Below are 19,378 nucleotides of genomic sequence, written 5' to 3'. Positions count from 1 at the left end.
GCGTGCTGATGTTGGGTTTACCACACCAGCGAGATGCTTCGACTTCGGCTGCGCCTACGCTCAGCATGACGTTCTTTTTTCACGGAAGCTAGCTGTGGGCGAGGTTAGAAGCTTGTACCAAAGATTGGCCGGTTACCAGGGCATGGTAGCGCTCGGCTAGCACGTGGCCGAGGGTTTCTTGGTAAGGCGTGCTGAACTCTAAGTCATCAATAGAGGTGATGCCGATTACTTCGGCGGCCGTGCCGGTGAAGAAGGCGCCGGTTGCGCCTTGCAGCTCGTCGGGCGTGAAGAACTTTTCGGTGACGTTGATGCCGGCTTCCCGCGCCAAATCGATGATGGTGTTGCGGGTGATGCCGCGCAGGATGCTGCCGGGAGGCGCCGTGAACAACTCGCCGTCTTTCTCGAAGAAGAAGTTGGCGCCCGGACCTTCGGCCACGAAACCGTTCATGTCCAGCAGCAAGGCTTCATCGAAACCGCGGTTTCTGGCTTCCGAGCTGGCGATGATAGAATTGACGTAGTGGCCCGACACTTTAGCCTCGATGGGCACGGCCTTGGGGTTGGGGCGCTGGTAGGGCGAAATGCTGAGGCGCAGGCATTGGTCGCCGAGGTACTTGCCCCAATCCCACACGGCAATCATCAGGTTGCTGGTGCTGGCGTGCTTCAGGGTCATGTTGGGCGTGCCGGCGTACACCAGCGGCCGGATGTAGGCATCCGACAGGTTGTTGAGTTCGAGCAGCCGGTAGGTGATTTCCGTCATTTCCTCGATGGAGTAAGACAACGGCAACCCCACCGACTTGCAGGAATATTGCAGCCGCTCGTAGTGCTCCTTGGCCTTGAAAATCTGCGTGCCCGCCGGTGTAGCATACGACCGAATGCCTTCAAAAACAGCATAGCCATAGTGCAGCGACTGCGCATACGAGCTAACCTGCGCTTGATCGGCTTTCACGAACTCGCCGTCTACAAAAGCGAGAGTGTCGGGATTGAAATACATGCGTGTGAAACTTGAGAAGAAGAGAAGCCAAAAGAAAAGCCTTCCTGAGCGCGGGGCTTAGAAAGGCTTTTGTCGAGATACAAAAAGCTGTTCCTATGCGCCCGCGAGGCAAGGAATAATCACTATAATCACCAGCAGCAGGTTCTTATTCATTGAGTTGTATTGTTCTATCCAGGCCGTCATGCTGAGCGAAGCCGCAGGCGAAGTCGAAGCATCTCGCTAGTGTGGTAAACTCAACTATTACAACGAAGCGGTAGAGATGCTTCGGTTCCTCAGCATGACAGATAGTTTGGCAATGTCAGCCCGCGAGATGCTTCGGCTGCGCCTCTGTATGACACTCCTTTTTTGTTGTTCGGACAACCTAGATAATCGTGCTAGCGCCGATTTCCACGTTGTTTTTGTTCCACTGCTTCTCGTTGGAATCAGCAATCCAGAAGGCGATGTAGCTGCCTACTTCTTCGGTGCTGTATGGAGCGTTGGGGCTGAGTTCTTGGGTCAGGATGCCGTTGTGCAGGGCTTCGTCCACGGCCTCGCGCACAATGGCGGCTTCCGTGTTCAAATCCAGGTGCTCGAGCAACATGGCGGCCGAGAGAATGGCGGCAATGGGGTTGGCAATGCCTTTGCCCTTGGCCTGCGGATACGAACCGTGGATAGGCTCGAACAAGGCCACTTCCGCACCTACCGAAGCCGAGGGCAGCAAGCCCATGGAACCAGCAATGACGGAAGCTTCATCAGAAATGATGTCGCCGAACATGTTCTCGGTCAGAATCACGTCGAACTGCGTGGGGTTCAGGATGATCTGCATAGCAGCGTTGTCCACGAACAGGTAATCCACGCTCACCTCGGGGTATTGGGCAGTCATTTCACGAACCACTTCGCGCCAGAGGCGGGAAGTTTCCAGCACGTTGGCTTTGTCAACCAGCGTCAGCTTTTGGCGACGGCCGGCAGCGGCTTTGAAGGCGAGGTGCGCGATGCGCAGAATCTCGTCGCGGCTGTAGGTGCAATGGTCGTAGGCGCCGGTGCCGTCGGCGGTGCGGCCTTTCTCACCGAAGTAGATGCCGCCGGTTAGCTCGCGGAAGATGACCATGTCGGTGCCCTGAATCCGCTCCCGCTTGAGGGGCGAGTGGTTCAGCAGCACGTCGTAGGCCGTAACGGGGCGGATGTTGGCATACAAGCCTAACGACTTGCGCAGGCGCAGCAAACCCTGTTCAGGGCGCACCTTGGCAGAAGGGTCGTTGTCGTACTTCGGGTCGCCGATGGCGCCTAGCAGTACGGCGTCGGCCTCGCGGCAGGCAGTGAGGGTGGCTTCGGGCAGCGGGTCGCCGGTGGCATCGATGGCGCACGCGCCCATCAGATGGTTGCGCATCTCGAACCGATGGCCGAAACGCTCGGCTACGGCCTGTAGCACCTTCACCGCCTGTCTACACACCTCCGGCCCGATACCGTCGCCGGGCAATACCGCTATTTTCTTGCTTACCATGCCCATGTTCTGCTTTGTTCGTAGGCTTCGATGGCCTGTTTCTGACTTACTAGAAAATCGATGTCGTCGTACCCATTAATCAGGCATTCCTTCTTGTAGGGGTCGATATCGAAGTGAATCGTTTGGTTGGTGGCCGGCACGTGCAGAGTTTGCTCGGGCAGATTCACCACGAATTGCGTGTCGGCGTCCTGCTCCACCAAGGCAAACAGGTTGCTTAGTTCGGCGTCGGTTACTTGCAGCGGCAACAGGCCGGTGTTCAGGGCGTTGCCGCGGAAGATGTCGGCGAAGTAACTGGAAATCACTACCCGGAAACCGGCGTCATACAGGGCCCACGCAGCATGCTCCCGGCTGGAACCGCAGCCGAAGTTTTTGCCGGCCAACAGAATCTGGCCGCTGTAGCGCGCGTCGTTGAGCACGAAGTCGGGCTTCGGCGTTCCGTCGGCGTTGCAGCGCCAGTCACGAAACAAGTTCTCGCCGAAGCCCTCCCTCGTGGTGGCTTTCAGGAAACGGGCCGGAATAATCTGGTCCGTGTCGATGTTTTCGAGTGGCAGCGGTACTGCGCTGGAGTATAGGGTCTGAAACTTTTCCATGGCTGTCGGCGGCGCTTAGTTTAAGTACTGCGTGATGTCGACAATGCGGCCTTGTACGGCCGTGATGGCCGCTACCAGCGGCGAGGCCAGTAACGTGCGCGAGCCCGGCCCTTGGCGGCCTTCGAAGTTGCGGTTGGACGTAGCCACGCAGTACGCGCCGGCCGGAATCTTGTCCTCGTTCATAGCCAAGCAGGCGCTGCAACCAGGCTCCCGTAGTTCGAAGCCAGCTTCAGCCAGAATCTTATCCAAGCCTTCGGAAATGGCTTGCTGCTCGACTTGCTTGGAGCCAGGCACGATGATGGCCTCCACGTGCTTGGCCTTTTGCTTGCCTTGCACGTACGCCGCCACCGCCCGCAAATCCTCGATGCGCGAGTTGGTGCAACTGCCAATGAATACGTAGTTAATTTCCTTACCCAACAACGACTCGCCGCGCTGGAAGCCCATGTAGGCTAGCGACTTATCGAAGCTTTCGGATTCGCTGGCGGCTACCTCGCTTGGGATGTTGCCGTTCAAGGCAATACCCATTCCGGGGTTGGTACCGTAGGTAATCATCGGGGCAATATCGCGGGCGCTGAAGTGGTGTTCGGCGTCGAACACCGTATCGTCGTCGGAATACAGGGTTTTCCAGTAGGCTACCGCCTGCTCCCACACAATACCCTTCGGGGCGTAGGCGCGGCCCTCCACATAGGCAAACGTAGTAGCATCGGGGGCAATAAGGCCGCCGCGCGCCCCCATTTCGATGCTCATGTTGCAGACCGTCATCCGGCCTTCCATGCTCAGGCCGCGCACAGCACTACCCGCGTATTCAACAAAATAGCCCGTGGCACCACCGGTACCGAGCTGCGAGATAATATAGAGAATCAGGTCTTTCGCCGTTACGCCGCGGCGCAACTCACCATCCACGGTGATGCGCATGCGCTTCGGGCGACTCAGCAGCAAGCACTGTGTAGCCATTACCTGCGCCACTTGGCTGGTACCAATACCGAACGCCACCGCGCCAAACGCGCCATGCGTAGAGGTGTGGCTGTCACCGCACACGATGGTAGCGCCGGGCAGCGTGAGGCCCAATTCCGGACCGATTACGTGCACGATGCCTTGGCGGGCGTGGCCCAAGCCGTAGAGCTCCACGCCGTACTTTTCGCAGTTCGCAGTGAGTTTATCCACCTGCGAACGGGAAAGCGGCTCCTCAATAGGAAGGTGCTGGTTGCGAGTCGGTACGTTGTGGTCGGCGGTGGCCAGAATACGGTCGGGGCGGTAGAGCGGCAGGTTGCGGGCTTCGAGTTCGTCGAAAGCCTGCGGGCTGGTTACCTCATGAATCAGGTGCCGGTCGATGTACACAACATCCAAGCCGCCCGGCGCGGTTTTCACCACGTGCGCATCCCAAATTTTATCAAATAAGGACTTGGCCATGTTAGTTTGCTGCTACCAATTTTTGCTGTTCAACCAAAGCGTGCAAATCTTCGTCGCCTACTTCCCGCTGACGGTCAGCAAGTTCCATAAAGCTTGCATAAGCCTTGTTCAGCGCCACTTTTTCGAAATCGTACCCGATTTTCTGGAGCCTGTAGGCCAGCGCCGCACGGCCCGAACGAGCCGTGAGCACAATAGAAGAATCGGCGACGCCCACTTCTTTGGGGTCGATAATTTCGTAGGTTTCGCGGTGCTTGATGATGCCGTCTTGGTGGATGCCGCTGGAATGCGAAAACGCATTGGCGCCCACAATGGCCTTGTTAGGCTGCACCGGCATGGTCATCAGATGCGACACCATGGCAGAGGTTTCAGCCAGCAAGCGGGTGTTGATGCGCGTATCGAGGTCGAGGTAAGGGTGCTGACGCAGAATCATCACCACTTCCTCAAGGGCCGTGTTGCCGGCCCGCTCCCCTACCCCATTAATGGTGCACTCAATCTGGCGGGCACCGTTCATCACGCCGGCAATAGAGTTGGCCGTAGCCAGCCCTAAGTCGTTGTGGCAGTGCGTGGAGAGGCGCACGTTTTGAATGCCCGTCACGTTCTCGTGGAGGAACTTGATTTTGGCACCGTACTCCTGCGGCAGGCAGTAGCCCGTGGTATCCGGAATGTTGAGGACGGTGGCCCCAGCTTTGATGGCGGCCTCACACACACGAGCCAGGAACTCATTATCGGTGCGGCCAGCGTCTTCGGCATAGAATTCCACGTCTTCCACGAAGCTTTTGGCGAGCTTTACGGCGGCTATGGCCCGCGCTAGCACGTCTTCACGCGTGGTGCAGAGCTTGTGCTGGATATGCACATCGGAAGTACCGATGCCCGTGTGGATGCGCGGGTAACGGGCTTTTTGCAGCGCTTCAGCGGCTACCCGGATGTCGTTTTCAACGGCGCGGGACAAGCCGCAAACGGTAGCGTCTTTGGTTTGGGCCGCTATGGCCTGCACGGCGGCAAAGTCGCCGGGGCTGGACACCGGGAAGCCGGCTTCGATTACATCGACGCCAAGTAGTTCTAGCTGTCGAGCAATAACAAGTTTCTCGTCCCTGTTTAGCTTGCAGCCCGGCACCTGTTCGCCGTCGCGGAGCGTTGTGTCAAAGATTTGTATTTGCTGATGCGCCATGCTAGAATAGCCTTATGAATCAAAGTCCGATGTTCAACTTGGGTCTAAGTACCGGGCTTTTACGCGTCGTGAAAACCTTTCTTTAGTTATTCCTACTATTTCAGACCAAGTGGCATAACAATTTAATAATCTATTTATCAGACACTTACCCGGCAAATCCTTACAATGCCCAACCGTAGTACAGAGCCCATCTTTCAGTTAATAAAGTCTTTAACCCGGTCGGAGAAGCGGCATTTCCGGCTGTTCACCAACCGGCAGGGCTCCACCGATGGCCTCAAGTTCATCCAGCTCTTCGACGCGTTGGAGGCGCTGGAAACCTATGATGAGGCTCAGATTCTGGCGCACGTGCCGTCGTTGAAGCGGGTGCAGCTGGCCAACCTGAAAGCCAACTTATACAAGCAGCTGCTTTCCAGCCTCCGGGTGTACCACGCCGGCCAAAACCCTGATATCCAGCTTCACGAGCAGCTCGACTACGCGCGGGTGCTTTATAATAAGGGCTTCTACCAGCAGAGCCTGCGCATGTTGGAGAAGGTGAAGGTGGCCGCCCGGCAGGTGGAAATGCCCCACATCGTGCTACTGGCGCTGGATTTCGAGAAGCTGATTGAAAGCCAGTACATCACGCGCAGCATAAAGGACCGCGCCGAAACGCTGGCCACCGAGGCCGTGGACACGGTGGAGCACCTGAGCAAGCTGCACGAGTTATCGAATGCGTCGTTGCGCCTCTATGGGTTGTACCTGAAAGCCGGCCACGCCCGTAACCGCGCCGACCATGAGCAGATTAGCCGGTTTTTCCGCGAGAATTTGCCGCCCTTTGAGGATAGCAAGGGCGGTTTTTTCGAGAAGCTGTACTATTACCAGGCGCACGTGTGGTACTACACGCTCAACCAGGACTTCCGGGCCTGCTACCGCTACGCGCAGAAGTGGGTGGATTTGTTTGAGCAGGCCCCGCACATGAAGGATTTGCAGGCCATGCTCTACATCAAGGGCTTGCACAACCTGCTGGCCACACTCTACAACATGCTGTACTACAGCAAGTTCAGAGAAGTACTGAATACACTGGAAGAGTTTGCCGCCAACCAAACCCGCCGCAGCAGCCCCAACACCGAGATTCTGCTGTTCCAGTACATCTACACCAACCGCATCAACGCCTACTTCCTGGAAGGCCGCTTCACCGAAGGGCTGGAAATAGTGCCGGAATTGCTGGAGAACCTGGAGCACTTCAAGTCGCAGCTGGATATGCACCGCACGCTGGTGTTCTACTACAAGATTGCCAGCCTGTACTTCGGCAGCGGGTACTACCACAAGGCCATTGAGTACTTGAACCTCATTATTCAGCACAAGGACCTGAGTTTGCGCGAAGACTTGCAGTGCTTTGCGCGCATTCTGAATTTGATTGCGCACTATGAGGCCGGCGAAGATGCCAGCTTGGAGTACCAAGTGCGCTCGGTGTATCGGTTTTTGGGCATGATGAACGACCAACAGCCCATGCAGGTGGAGATATTCCGGTTTCTGCGCAACGTGGGCAACATTGCGCCCAACCAGGTGCGCGAGGCGTTTATGGCTCTCCGGGACAAGCTGATGGTTATTGCCGCCGACCCGTTCGAGAGCCGCCCGTTTCTGTACCTGGACATCATTTCCTGGCTGGACAGCAAGATTACCAACGTGCCGGTGCAGGAGATAATGAAACGCAAGTTTCTGCTGATGAAATAGTGCTTAATCCCTAACAGTCAAGCGCCTTTCGGGTTCTGCGCTGGCCGCCTCTGCGAATACTGCCTAATTCCGCTTGGTTACTTGAAAAACCGTGGCAGCTTTGTGGTTGCACCCAGACAACCCCGCGGCTGGCTGCTGCATCTTTACAGCATCAACCCGGTTCCGATGTTCAAGAGTAAACTGCTTGGTCTGCTGTTTTTCCTGCTGCTCTCGGCTACGAGCGGTTGGGCGCAAACCCGCCGAGCGGCCACTCTACCTCCCGAAGACGAAGACTACAAGGAGGTAACCGTAGTAGTAACGGTCCCGAAAGCCGTCAGCGCCATCCGGGACTACGGCAAGATTCTGCTTTCCCGCACCGACGAAAAGAGCCGCCTAGAGCGCCTCTCCGACCGTTTCCGCCGCAAAACCGAGCAGGACGTAGTGGACGTGAAAATGGAAGTACCTAAGAATTGGGTCACCAAGAAGCTGGGAATAGCAGAGTAACGTTACTATTGTATCAACCTGCCCAAACGGTCATGCAGAGCGCAGCGAAGCATCTCGCGTGCTGACTCTTGATTACTACCCTAGCATCAGCAGGCGAGATGCTTCGCTGCACTCTGCATGACGTTCTTTGCTCATATTTTATAACACAAAAGCCCCGCTGACCTGGAAAGGCAGCGGGGCTTTTGTGTTACTTGATAAGTTATTACTGTGCCTTAGCAGTAGCGGTTGGCAACGGCTTGCGGGGCAGTTTCTGGTCGCGCATGGCGGCGTGGTACACGAACGAGGCCACTACGACGGAGGCCTGCTTGAGGTCCTCGGGGATAAGCCGGTCGTAAGTGTCCTGGTTGGTGTGGTGGGTGCGGGTACCGTAGTCGAGGGGGTCTTGGATGAACTGGAAACCGGGTAGGCCTACGGCGTCAAAGGAAAGGTGGTCGGTGCCGCCGGTGTTGCGGGCCGTTACGGTGGTAGCGCCCAGGTCGGCGAAGGGCGTTAGCCACGCGGTGAAGATGGGCGCTACGGCCTCGTTGCTTTGCTGGTAGATACCGCGGATTTTGCCACCGCCATTATCAAGGTTGAAATAGGCCGACAACTTCTCGTGCTCGGGCAGCAGCTTCATGTTAACAGGGTCGGCGAAGTGGTTTTTCACGTAGCCACGCGAACCAAACAAGCCTTCTTCCTCAGCACTCCACAACGCAATCCGGATGGTGCGGCGCGGTTTCAGGTTGCTGGCTTTTAGGATGCGCACGGCTTCCATCATCACGGCACAGCCGGCAGCGTTGTCGGTGGCGCCGGTAGCGGCGTGCCAGGAGTCGAGGTGGCCACCAAGCATTACTATTTCACTTTTCAGCTTCTTATCGGTACCCGGAATTTCGGCTATTACATTATAGCCTTTCAAGTCCTGGCTTTGGAAGCGGGTTTTGGTTTCCATTTCAACTTCCACCGGAATGCCAGCCTCTACCAACCGGATGATGCGCAACTGGTCTTCCGGCGACATCTCAATTTCGGGCAGTACGGGCTTGGCATCAGCGGCATAGGGGGCGCCGTTGGAGGTGAAGAACGTGCCTTGTGAGCCACCACGGGTACTGAGCACAGCGGCCGCGCCTTCACTCATCAGCATGTCGCTCATCTTGGTACGCAAGGCCATGCGGGCGCGCATGGTGGCCATCCGGTCGGCATCTGGGGCAGGGCGAGGAGCGGCGGGCGTAACGGTGGCAGCGGCCATCTTGCTTAGCTCCTCGTCGGTGTAGCGCTTGGCGTCGGGCTCGAAACCTTCCTTGGGTGGGGTGGCTACTTCCAGCACCACAATTTTGTCGCGTAGCTGGCCTTTGTACTTGTCTAGTTCGGCTTCGGTGGTAGCCTTTACATACACCACCTGCTTTTTCACGGTGCCGCTGGTGCTGGGCGTCCAGGCTTTGGGCGCGCCAATCATGGTGTGATAGTAGGGCGCCGTCATGGCCACGTACGACTTCTCGATGTCCCAGCCGCGGCCGAACTCGCCCCAGGGCTCTAGTTTGGCATTCGCGAGGCCATCTTGGGTGAGGCGGTTTTTGGTCCAGTCGTAGGCGCGCTTGAGGCCGTCGGAGCCGGCCAGGCGCGGGCCACATACGTCGGTGAGGTAGAAGGCCGTTTCCATCACCTTGGAGCGGTTCATGCCCTCGTCCTTGATTTTGGCAATGGCAGTTTGGTCTACCTTTTCGGTGGTTTGTTGGGCCAGCGCAGGTGCTGCAACAGCCAAGCTGCCCGCTAGGGTTAAGAGTTGAAGTTTGTTCATAGAGCAAATTGTAAGTGAAGCTTCGGAAGCTAAAGTAACCGAAACAGCAGCAGTGTTGCGCGAAATCGTGCAGTTCTAATGTAAAAAAAGTCAATAATTAAAACTGTCGCGTCCAACTCGCTGAACAACATTATTCACCCATTATAAAACAGATGCACTTGCCACGTATAATATAATTAAAATAATAAAAGCCATTCTACAAAACTGTTCACAACTATCTACTCACAAGTAGCAAAGGCAGTCGTAGAAAGATAATTCCTACTACCAATGCAAGTTCGCTAGCTGAATTTCCTATTAACAACGCTTAATTCAAACACGCGCGTGTAACTTATAGCACCACCTCTACCTGAGCTTTATAATGATTAATATGCCCAAACGATTATAAATAAAATAATACAATACTTTATGCAAACCATGTATCAACACTTATACTCTCTTAGCAGACTCACAATTATTGAAGGACAATGTTCAAATTATAATAAAATTTAAGTTGTATTTAATGACTATGTAATGAAACTTCTACTGTATACTTGTAATTCATCCGATTCCTCTTTTTCTCTTCACTCACCAAAAGCAAACACATGAGACAAAAGTTACTTCTGACCTCTGTGCTGACTGTCAGCCTGTTGCAGCAGGGCATGGCACAGAACCGAGCAATTTCTGGGCGGGTTACCGATCAGAGCAATGGTCAAGGGCTGCCTGGGGTGACTGTATTGGCTAAAGGAACTAATATTGGCGTTTCTACAAACGCCGATGGTAGCTACAGCATATCCGTTCCGGCCGGTACCACCATTCTTACCTTCTCTTCCATTGGGTATGCTGCTATTGAGCGGCCCATCGGAGATGCATCTACCGTCAACGTAGGCTTAGGTGCTGACACCAAGCAACTAGGCGAAGTGGTGGTAATGGGTGCGCTAGGTATTGCACGACCAGCTAAAGAATTGGGTTATTCCACTTCTACTATCGATGCAAAAGAGCTGAACCAAGCTCGGGTTACGAACGTGACCAATGGCTTGGCCGGCAAAGTATCGGGCTTACAGATCCAGACCGTAAACAACGGTATCAACCCCAGCGTGCGTATTACCTTGCGGGGTACCCGCTCACTGACCGGGGAAAACCAAGCACTGGTTGTTATTGACGGGGTACAAACCACTCAGGAGGTACTCACAGCCCTCAACCCCGACGACATTGCCGACATTACTATTTTGAAAGGTGCCAACGCTGCCGCTTTATATGGTTCGCAGGCTACCAACGGGGCGTTGATTATTACCACCAAGAAAGGCGGAACCAAGCCTTCGGTTACGTTTTCGCATACTTCTCAGTTCGAGCAGATCAACTTCTGGCCCAAACTCCAGAACGAATTTGGTCCTGGCTCTTCAGAATGGATTCGGGAGTATACCCCCTATGAAAACCAGCAATATGGCCCCCGGTACGACGGCTCGCTCCAGGAGCTTGGCTACCTTACACAAGCTCAAAATATCCAGACTATCCCCTATGAAGCTCGCCCTAATGAGCGGAAGGATTTCTTCAATACGGGATACCAGATGCAAAACAACGTTTCGTTCTCGGGTGGCGACCAAGACACGAAGATCTTTGTGTCGTACCAGAATGTGAAGAACAAGGGCATCGTACCCAAAGATCAGTACGACCGGAATACGTTCCGGGCCAACGCGTCTCGGCAGATGGGCAAGCTCTCCGCCGGAATGAACGTTTCGTTTGCGCAGGTGAAAATCGACCAAACCACGGCTGGTACTTACGACCAGTTGCTGAATACCTCGTCGCTGATTCCTATCACGCAATACAAAGATTGGCGCAACAATGAGTTTGCTAATCCAAATGGCTACTACAACGAGTATTTCCCTAATCCTTATTTCACGCTCGACAACAACCGTCGCAACATTCGGCAGAACACGCTGATTGGCAACATCGACCTAGGATATAAGATCAATGACTGGCTGTCGGCTCAGTATCGTATCGGCCTGACCAATATCAACCAGGACAATAAGAACTGGCAGGATAAATTCACGTACTCGACCTACACACTGGGCCGCCCGATTAACTCCCGCGCTAATATCGCCGGCAACGTAACCGAGCTAAATAGTTACGTGAACCGACTGAACTCCGACCTATTCCTCAACATAGTTAAGCAGGTTGGTGATATTTCCATAAAGGGCATTCTGGGTAATAACTTACAAATCAACAACTCTCAGTACCTGACAGTTTCGGCCAACGCGCTGTCGGTACCCGGTGTTTTCAACATTGCCACCAACCGGGTAGGAGAACTAACCGGCGACCAAGGTCGGTACCGGTACCGGCAAGGCGCCTTCTTTGCAGATCTGACGCTGGGCTACCGCGACATGATATTTCTGCATGGCTCGGGCCGGCAGGAGGCCGTTTCGGTGCTAAGTGATAAAAACCGTTCGTATTTCTACCCAAGTGTTGATGCTTCGTTGGTGCTGTCGGAAGTAGTGCCGGCTTTGAAGAACGTGTCGTTCTTTGACTACGGCAAACTGCGGGGCGGCTACTCGAAGGTTGGACAAGTGAACCTAGGTGGCATTGCTGCGGGGGTAGCACCCACCTTTGGGGCGTATAGCCTGCAGCCGGTGTATAACCCTGGCAGCGGCTTCCCTTTCGGGTCAACGGCGTCCTATACCCTTAGCAACCGAACGATTACCCCGGACCTCAAGCCTGAGTTTACGCACTCGACGGAAGTAGGAACAGAGTTGAGCTTCATGAAGCAGCGCATCAATTTTGCGGCTACATACTACTATCAGCTTTCCATCAATCAGACCATCAACGCCAACATTGCGCCATCGGGTGGTTTCACCAACTTCCTGCTAAATGCTGGTCGGGTGCAAAACAATGGAGTTGAAATTGACCTGAATACCACCCCGGTAGAAGCCGCTAGTGGCCTGACCTGGAAAGTGGGCGCCAACTACAACTATAACAACAACAAGGTTCTCAAGATTTCCGATCAGACCAGCCAGCTACCCCTTACTTCTGGCGGAAACGCGCAGGTGTATGCCATTGAGGGCCAGCCTTACCCGGTTCTGCAAGGCACCGACTACACTCGTGACAGCAACGGCCGCATTATCTTGAGCTACGTTGATCTAGGCCCGCAGACCGCGGGTGGGGTCACGTACCAGCGCCAAGGTTGGGTACCTTCTCAGGCTGGCCAGCTTACACGGTTCGGCAATACGCTACCTAAGCACAAATATGGTTTCAATACCAGCTTATCGTTCAAGGGCCTGACGGTGGCAGCACAGGCCGAATACCGGACCGGTTACTACGTGTACCACGGCCTTGGAGCTACCATGGACTTTACGGGGGCATCGGCGCGTAGCGCAGCATATGGTCGGGAACCATTTATTCTCCCAAATTCTTCTGTACAAGCACCTGATGGCTCTTATGTAGCTAACACGGAAAACCTGACTCCAGGCGGCGCTGAGTTCTGGGCGAATACATCCTACAACCGTAGCATTGCGGCCAACTACATTACCAAGGGTGACTTTTTCAAGATTCGGGAAGTGTCGCTGAATTACGCTTTGCCAGCCGCATTGCTTAGCAATACCGGCTTCATCAAAGGCGTATCAGTGAACCTGTATGGCCGCAACCTGTTCACGTGGGTGCCCAAAGAGAATCAGTACACAGACCCCGAGTTCAGCTTTACCAGCGGCAACGGCATCGGTATTAACGATACGAACCAGACGCCGCCAACCCGTTTTTACGGCGCCAGCCTGTCGGCTACCTTCTAATCATCCAGCATCCTGAGCACAATGAATAATATCTCTAAAGTACTCGTTGCGCTGGCTTTGGTGTCACTCACCACCAGCTGCGACTCCTTTCTGGACGTAAACCAGAATCCTAATAACCTGACCCTTGACACCGTATCTCCATCGGCGGTACTGTCCCAGGCTCAGAAAGTAACCGCTGACAACTTTGGCCTAACACTGAACACCTACGGTAGCTGGACGGCAGGCTACTGGGCCAAAACGGGTACGGTCAACGGCTTTCCTGAAGAGCGCACTTATGTTTACAGCACTGTTTACCAACAGGGTCTGTGGGGTGGAGTATATGACAACCTGAAGGATTACGACAACATCGAGAAGAACGGAGCCGCGCAGGGCTTAGCGTTCCTCTCGGCCATTGGCAAAATCATGAAGGTGTTCAACTACCAGCTCTTGGTAGACCAATACGGCAATATTCCGTATTCGCAGGCCCTGAGCGCCGATGCAGCTTCGCCCATTATTGCCCCGCAGTATGACGCCGCCGATGTTATCTACAAAGACTTGGCAGTGAAGCTGGATGAAGCCATAGCCTCTATCAGAACTGGCCTCGCTACGCCCGGTACCACGGTCGTGGGCAGTGAGGATATTATCTTTGGTGGCAACATGCAAAACTGGGTACGTTTTGCCAATACCCTGAAGCTGCGCCTGTTACTGCGCCAAGCTTTTGTACCAGCCTTGGATAGCTACGTACGGGCTGAAATGACCAAGTTGCAGACATCTCTAGGTACCGAAGGCTTCATCACAACCGATGTGCAGGTACAGCCTGGCTACCTGCAAACCGCCGGTAAGCAGAACCCGATCTGGAATGCCTATCGTGCCAATCCGGCCGGCGCACGAATTGCTCAAAGCAATTACCAAGCTGGTACCCAGTATATTATCGACCAGTACGTTCTGAACAACGACCCCCGCGTATCGCAGCTGTATTTTCTGGCTACGGCGGGCGCATTCAGCGGTACGTACAAAGGGGTAGTACTGGGCGACCCTAACCCCCTACCAGGCAGCACCCAAATTTCCCGCTGGAAAGACTTCGGCGGGATTCTCAAAGGCTTCGACGCACCAGTACCACTGATGCTGGCTGCCGAGAGCTATTTCCTGCAAGCCGAAGCCAAGTCGAGTGGCTACCTAACTGGTGGCGACGCCGCCGCCCGTACCGACTTCAACAACGGTATTCGGACTTCGTTTGTGTATTTCTACGCCCCCGCACCAAGCCAAGCCGCAACTGCCAACAACGTATCGGCCAACGCTGTAACGGACTACAACCGCTACCTGACGGCCAATACCACCAACGGTCTGGTTACCTGGGATGTTGCCACCACTCGAGTAGGTGTGGCCACTGGCAACCCGGCGCGTAATGTTAGCAAGCTGGAGAAGATTATCTACCAGAAATACCTGGCTATGAACTCGGTAACTGGCATTGAGGCATGGAACGAGTACAGACGTACTGCCTTCCCTAAGTTCCCAGCTTCGTTGCAGTCCGCTTCGCCCCGGGCCGATAAGCTGCCGCTCCGTTTGCTTTACCCGCAGTCGGAGATTAACACCAACGCAGCTAACATTCCGGCTGATGTCACCCAGTTCACCACCAAAATCTTCTGGGACGTAGTTGACTAAGCCCGTAGGCAGCCAATTAACTCTTACTAAAACTAAAAGGAGACTGAGTATTCAGTCTCCTTTTTTTATGTGCAAATCTGCGGCACACAAAAGGGTACATCATTATCTTTCAGTATCCACCCTGTCGTAAAAATCGATTCTTAACAGCTGGTACTTGCACTACTGCCATGACCGTCGAATATGTCCGCTACCGCATTGCCACCGAGTTGCAACCGGCTTTCATTGAGGCCATCCGGAGCGCCAACCAGCTACTAGCCGCCGCGCCCGACTGCCTCAACTACCAGCTCGCTCACTGCGAGGAAGACGCAGAACTGTTCGTCTGGCGCATCGAGTGGACTTCGGTGGAACGGCACCTGAACGGCTTCCGGAAAAGTGCGGGGTTCGGAGCATTTTTTCAGTTGGTGAAACCGTTTTACGCCAGTATTCAGGAGATGAACCACTACGCGGTGGTAGCCGACAATCCTCTCTGATCAATCTGCCATGACTGCTTCTTTCGAGAACCTACGGGACATTTTTGAAAAGATGAATACAGAGGGCTGGGATACTGGTTCGGCATTAAAATGGGGATTCTTCTTTTTTGATAAGGACAAGGATAAGTTGTTATCCCTGTTCACAGAGCTTGAAAATCACACGTATCATTTGGAAGAATTGCATCAAGCTGACGACGGCGACTGGGTTCTTCATATTTCCAAGCTAGACCTTCTGACACCAGAAAAACTGCACCGCCGTAATATTGCCTTCAACGAATTAGCAATGCATTGTGGTGTTGGTTTATATGATGGTTGGGATGTAGAACAAGTGAAGTAGCTGCTGCATTGATTGGATTTGCATGACCATTCAATCTACCTGATAACCCCACCCCCACCTCACTCGTCTAACCAGCCACTATCACACTAGCCGATTCTGCATGAGCCTTTGGGAGATTATCAAGCGCCTGATTCCGTACGTACGGCCCTACCGGGGGCTGGTGGTGGCGACATTACTACTCACACTGGTGGGCTCGTTGGCGGCGCAGGTAAACCCGTTTGTGCTGCGCTACACCGTGGATACAGTGCAAGGGCTGCTGAACCAGAACCAGGGCCTGGTGGAAGGCGCCGACTTGCTGCTGCTGGTGAGCGGGCTGCTGCTCGGCAAGGAAATCATCAACACGTTCATCCAGTTCGGGCAGAAGTTCTACGGTGAGAAAATCCGCATCAACGTATCGAGCACCCTCTCGCAGGATGCGGTGCGCAAGATTCTGAGCTACCAGCTCGGCTTCTACTCTGACAATGGCAACCAGACCGGCAAGCTCCAAACCCGCATTGACCGGGGCGTGGAAAGCTTGATGAAGCTGGTCCAGAACTTCTTTATCGACATCCTGCCACTGTTTGCCAACGCCATTGTGGCGCTAGTGGTCATGTTCACGGCCAACGTGTACGTGGGGCTGGTGGCGGTGTGCATTATGCCACTGTACTTCTGGATCAGCTACCGGCAGGCCGATAAGCTGAACGGCACCCGCCGGGCGTTGCGCGGCCTGCGCGAAACCAAAAGCCAGGGTCTCGTCAACCTCATCGATTCGGCGGTGGTTATAAAGAGCTTCGTGCGCGAAGACTACGAGGAACAGAAACAGGCCCAAGCGCAACAGAACCTTCAGCAGGCCCAGCTCCAAACCCGCAAAACCAACTTCCTCTTCGACGGCCTCAAAACCTTCACCGAGCAGGTGGGCGTGGTACTCATCATCATCCTGACCGCCTATCTGGTACTGGACCGACAGATCAGTATTGGGGCCATCATGTTCCATATCCTGCTGTTCAACAACGTGTCGGCGCCCATCCGGCAGTTGCACCGCATTTATGATGAGATGAACGACGCCCTCACTTACTCCGAAGGCTTCTTTGATATTCTGGATGCTCAGGACGCCGTGGAACCTACCGGCCAGCTCCAACCCGACCATCTGCGCGGCACCTTCGACATCTGCAACGTGGACTTCACCTACCCCAGCGGCACCCAGGCCCTGCACGACGTCTGCCTGACCATCGAAGCTGGCAAAACCACGGCGCTAGTGGGATTGAGCGGAGCCGGCAAAAGCACCATCATCAACCTACTCTGCAAGTTCTACGCCCCCGACCACGGCAAGATGCTGCTCGACGGCAAACCCCTAGCCGACTACGACACCCACGCCCTGCGTCAGCAAATCGGGCTAGTGCTTCAGAAAAACCACATTTTCAAGGGCACCATTGAGGAGAACATCCGCTACGGCGTGATGGATGCCAGCTTCGAGCAGGTGCAGGCCGCCGCCAAGCAGGCCTACCTGCACGAGCAGATTATGCAACTGCCCAAACAGTACGAGTCCGATGCCCAGCAACTCTCGGGTGGGCAGCAACAGCGCATTGCCATTGCCCGGCTATTCCTGAAAAATCCGCCCATCATCTTTCTCGACGAGCCCACCGCCTCTCTCGACGCCATTGCCACCGAGCAGATTAAGAACTCCCTCGACGCCATCAAGCAGGGCCGCACGGTGGTTATCATCTCCCATAGCCTCGCCCAGATTGTGGATTCCGACTGCATCTTCGTGATGAAGGAAGGCCGCATGGTGGAAAGCGGCACCCACGAGCAGCTCTACGATATGCGCGGCACCTACCGCGAAATCTTCGACGCCTCCGCACGCAGCCTCAACATCGAGAAACTAGCCCGCGTGATGGTAGACGACGAGGACGAAGTAGGCGACACGGCAGGGTAAGCTACCAACGCGGGCTACCCGGCGTCGTGGTTGTACCTATCGGCGTGTTATTTGTTTATTCCAAGGTGCGAAGTAGGTGCCGGTTAGCTGGCTTTGCTGCCAGCTAACCGGCACCTGCCAGCGGTGTATGGCAGACCAGCATCAGGCGACAACAACACATGTCAACCCGTCAACCTGTCAACTCGCCGAAAAGCGGACAGGCAGGCGCACCTCTACGAAGTACCCTTCGGCTATTCAGCTTCACTATTACTCGACCAAAACTGCTGCCAATTCAGGTGATGCAGCTGGTACTCCTGTGCCGGCCCCAACAACCGTAAACTGGCTTTAATGATAGAATATAGAATATGAAAAATTAAAGTATATTTGGAAGCTTAACAAGATTACTGACTGGGACTGAATTTGTGTAAGTGTGTCTCTTTTCATTTGTTTCGGCGCCCATTCACTTTTCCGCTGCTTCCGTTTTACATCACCTATTCGCTCAGCACATAAAGTAGCAGTTCGTCTATCAAGCCTCGTTCTAAGCCCTTCTTTATCAGCTTGAAACTATGCTGCAACGATAATCTTGCTTGCTGCTTTTACTTCCTATTCCTTTAGCTGCTCGCGCATGAAGCATGAATACTACTAGATATACTCTACTATTTTTATTGCTAGTGGGGTTACTGTGGGGGTCGATGCAACGGGCAGAGGCTCAGCGGACCCAAATCAGGGGGTTTGTAGATGCTTATAGCTCCTACCAAAACGGCAAGCTCAACTTTGGCCTCGGCGAGCAGGACCTGTTTATCACCTCCGAGATAACCGAGCGACTGTCGTTTTTGGGCGAAACGGTTTTCAAGTACTCTCTGGATTCGCCCACTGATTTCAATATCAGCATCGAGCGGGTAATTCTCAAATACAATTACGCGGGCAACCACAGCGTGCTGTTAGGCAAGCACCACACGCCTCTCAACTACTGGAACGACACCTACCACCACGGCCGGGTGTTTTTCCCGACGGTGGAGCGGCCACTCATCTTTTCGGAAGGCATCATTCCGCTGCACACCACGGGCGTCAGCCTGCAAGGCCAGAACCTGGGGCGGCTCCGGTTCGGCTACGACCTAATGCTGGGCAATGGCCTGGGCTCCGGCGACATAGCCGACAACAACCCCTTCAAGTCGCTAACGGCGGCCGTGCACGTTAAGCCCACCGATGGCGTCCGGTTCGGCGTATCTCTCTACCAGGATGTCATTTCCAAGGGTAGCGTGGTGCACAATCACTCCGGCGGGGCCATCAACGTGGCACGCGCCCGCATCCGGCAGCATATCCTAACGGCCTCGGTTTCCTACAACGATTCCATCTTTTCGAAGAAGTACGAGCTGCTAGCCGAGAGCAGCATGGCCATGAACAAGGCCGACAGCCTGGGCAGGCAGAACGTGGTGGCTTCCTACGCTTACGCTGGGCTTCGGCTCACCGATAAAATCATTCCGTACGTCCGCTTCGATGATATTCGCTACCGTAAGCAGGAGGTGTATTTTCATAACCACCAAGTGCAATCCTTGGTTGGGGGCTTGCGCTATGAGCTAAGCTACCTAGCCGTATTCAAGCTTGAATACCAACGCACCAACCATCACGACACGGTCGATGCCGACCGGGTGATTTTCCAGGTAGCCGTCGGCTTTTAACA

At 54.5% G+C, this 19,378-nt stretch carries 14 protein-coding genes; 8 read left to right on the top strand and 6 right to left on the bottom strand.

The window, feature by feature from the left end; all coding sequences use genetic code 11:
* Positions 1-88 precede the first annotated feature (88 nt).
* The 5 genes from G536_RS0108220 to G536_RS26905 form a co-directional block, all read right to left on the bottom strand.
* A complete protein-coding gene (locus G536_RS0108220) occupies positions 89-991 on the bottom strand; it encodes a branched-chain amino acid transaminase (protein WP_022823113.1) in 903 nt (300 codons plus the stop codon).
* Between the two features lie 361 nt (positions 992-1,352).
* The gene (gene leuB / locus G536_RS0108215; protein ID WP_022823112.1) at positions 1,353-2,477 is read right to left on the bottom strand and encodes a 3-isopropylmalate dehydrogenase; all 1,125 of its coding nucleotides are present in this window, start codon (positions 2,475-2,477) and stop codon (positions 1,353-1,355) included.
* Positions 2,465-3,061 (bottom strand): 3-isopropylmalate dehydratase small subunit, encoded by a 597-nt coding sequence (gene leuD, locus G536_RS0108210; RefSeq protein ID WP_022823111.1) that lies wholly within the window; start codon positions 3,059-3,061, stop codon positions 2,465-2,467. Before leuD ends, leuB begins: the two co-directional genes overlap by 13 nt.
* A gap of 15 nt (positions 3,062-3,076) precedes the next feature.
* Positions 3,077-4,471: a 3-isopropylmalate dehydratase large subunit gene (leuC, locus tag G536_RS0108205; protein WP_022823110.1), complete on the bottom strand. Its 1,395-nt coding sequence runs from the start codon at positions 4,469-4,471 to the stop codon at positions 3,077-3,079.
* Position 4,472: 1 nt separating this feature from the next.
* Positions 4,473-5,639 (bottom strand): 2-isopropylmalate synthase, encoded by a 1,167-nt coding sequence (locus tag G536_RS26905; protein ID WP_022823109.1) that lies wholly within the window; start codon positions 5,637-5,639, stop codon positions 4,473-4,475.
* A 165-nt stretch (positions 5,640-5,804) separates the two neighbouring features.
* On the opposite strand from G536_RS26905, the gene G536_RS0108195 reads away from it, so the two are divergent.
* Together G536_RS0108195 and G536_RS0108190 are read left to right on the top strand one after the other, a co-directional pair.
* Entirely contained in the window at positions 5,805-7,349 is a 1,545-nt protein-coding gene (locus tag G536_RS0108195; RefSeq protein ID WP_022823108.1) for a hypothetical protein, read from the top strand.
* 165 nt (positions 7,350-7,514) lie between these two features.
* Positions 7,515-7,832 (top strand): hypothetical protein, encoded by a 318-nt coding sequence (locus G536_RS0108190; RefSeq protein WP_022823107.1) that lies wholly within the window; start codon positions 7,515-7,517, stop codon positions 7,830-7,832.
* A 202-nt stretch (positions 7,833-8,034) separates the two neighbouring features.
* On the opposite strand, the gene G536_RS0108185 is transcribed toward G536_RS0108190, so the two are convergent.
* Positions 8,035-9,603 carry a M28 family metallopeptidase gene (locus G536_RS0108185; protein WP_022823106.1) on the bottom strand — a complete coding sequence of 523 codons (1,569 nt, stop codon included), beginning with the start codon at positions 9,601-9,603 and terminating at the stop codon, positions 8,035-8,037.
* Between the two features lie 581 nt (positions 9,604-10,184).
* Here G536_RS0108185 and G536_RS0108175 point away from each other — a divergent pair.
* The 6 genes from G536_RS0108175 to G536_RS0108150 all read left to right on the top strand — a co-directional run bounded on the left by G536_RS0108175 (position 10,185) and on the right by G536_RS0108150 (position 19,376).
* Positions 10,185-13,358, top strand: coding sequence for a SusC/RagA family TonB-linked outer membrane protein (locus G536_RS0108175; protein ID WP_084708532.1), 3,174 nt, complete (start codon positions 10,185-10,187; stop codon positions 13,356-13,358).
* 21 nt (positions 13,359-13,379) lie between these two features.
* Positions 13,380-14,999: a SusD/RagB family nutrient-binding outer membrane lipoprotein gene (locus G536_RS30470; protein WP_022823104.1), complete on the top strand. Its 1,620-nt coding sequence runs from the start codon at positions 13,380-13,382 to the stop codon at positions 14,997-14,999.
* A 167-nt stretch (positions 15,000-15,166) separates the two neighbouring features.
* Positions 15,167-15,469, top strand: a complete 303-nt coding sequence (locus tag G536_RS0108165) for a putative quinol monooxygenase (protein ID WP_022823103.1) — start codon at positions 15,167-15,169, stop codon at positions 15,467-15,469.
* Between the two features lie 10 nt (positions 15,470-15,479).
* Positions 15,480-15,806, top strand: a complete 327-nt coding sequence (locus G536_RS0108160; RefSeq protein WP_022823102.1) for a ribonuclease E inhibitor RraB — start codon at positions 15,480-15,482, stop codon at positions 15,804-15,806.
* Between the two features lie 100 nt (positions 15,807-15,906).
* Positions 15,907-17,718, top strand: coding sequence for an ABC transporter ATP-binding protein (locus G536_RS0108155; protein ID WP_022823101.1), 1,812 nt, complete (start codon positions 15,907-15,909; stop codon positions 17,716-17,718).
* Positions 17,719-18,329: 611 nt separating this feature from the next.
* On the top strand, positions 18,330-19,376 hold the full coding sequence (locus G536_RS0108150) for a hypothetical protein (RefSeq protein ID WP_169515062.1): 1,047 nt from the start codon (positions 18,330-18,332) through the stop codon (positions 19,374-19,376).
* The last annotated feature ends 2 nt before the right edge of the window (positions 19,377-19,378 follow it).

This window comes from Hymenobacter norwichensis DSM 15439 (assembly GCF_000420705.1).
In the GTDB taxonomy this organism is placed as follows: Bacteria; Bacteroidota; Bacteroidia; order Cytophagales; family Hymenobacteraceae; genus Hymenobacter; species Hymenobacter norwichensis.
This window is presented reverse-complemented; position numbering and strand designations above follow the sequence as displayed.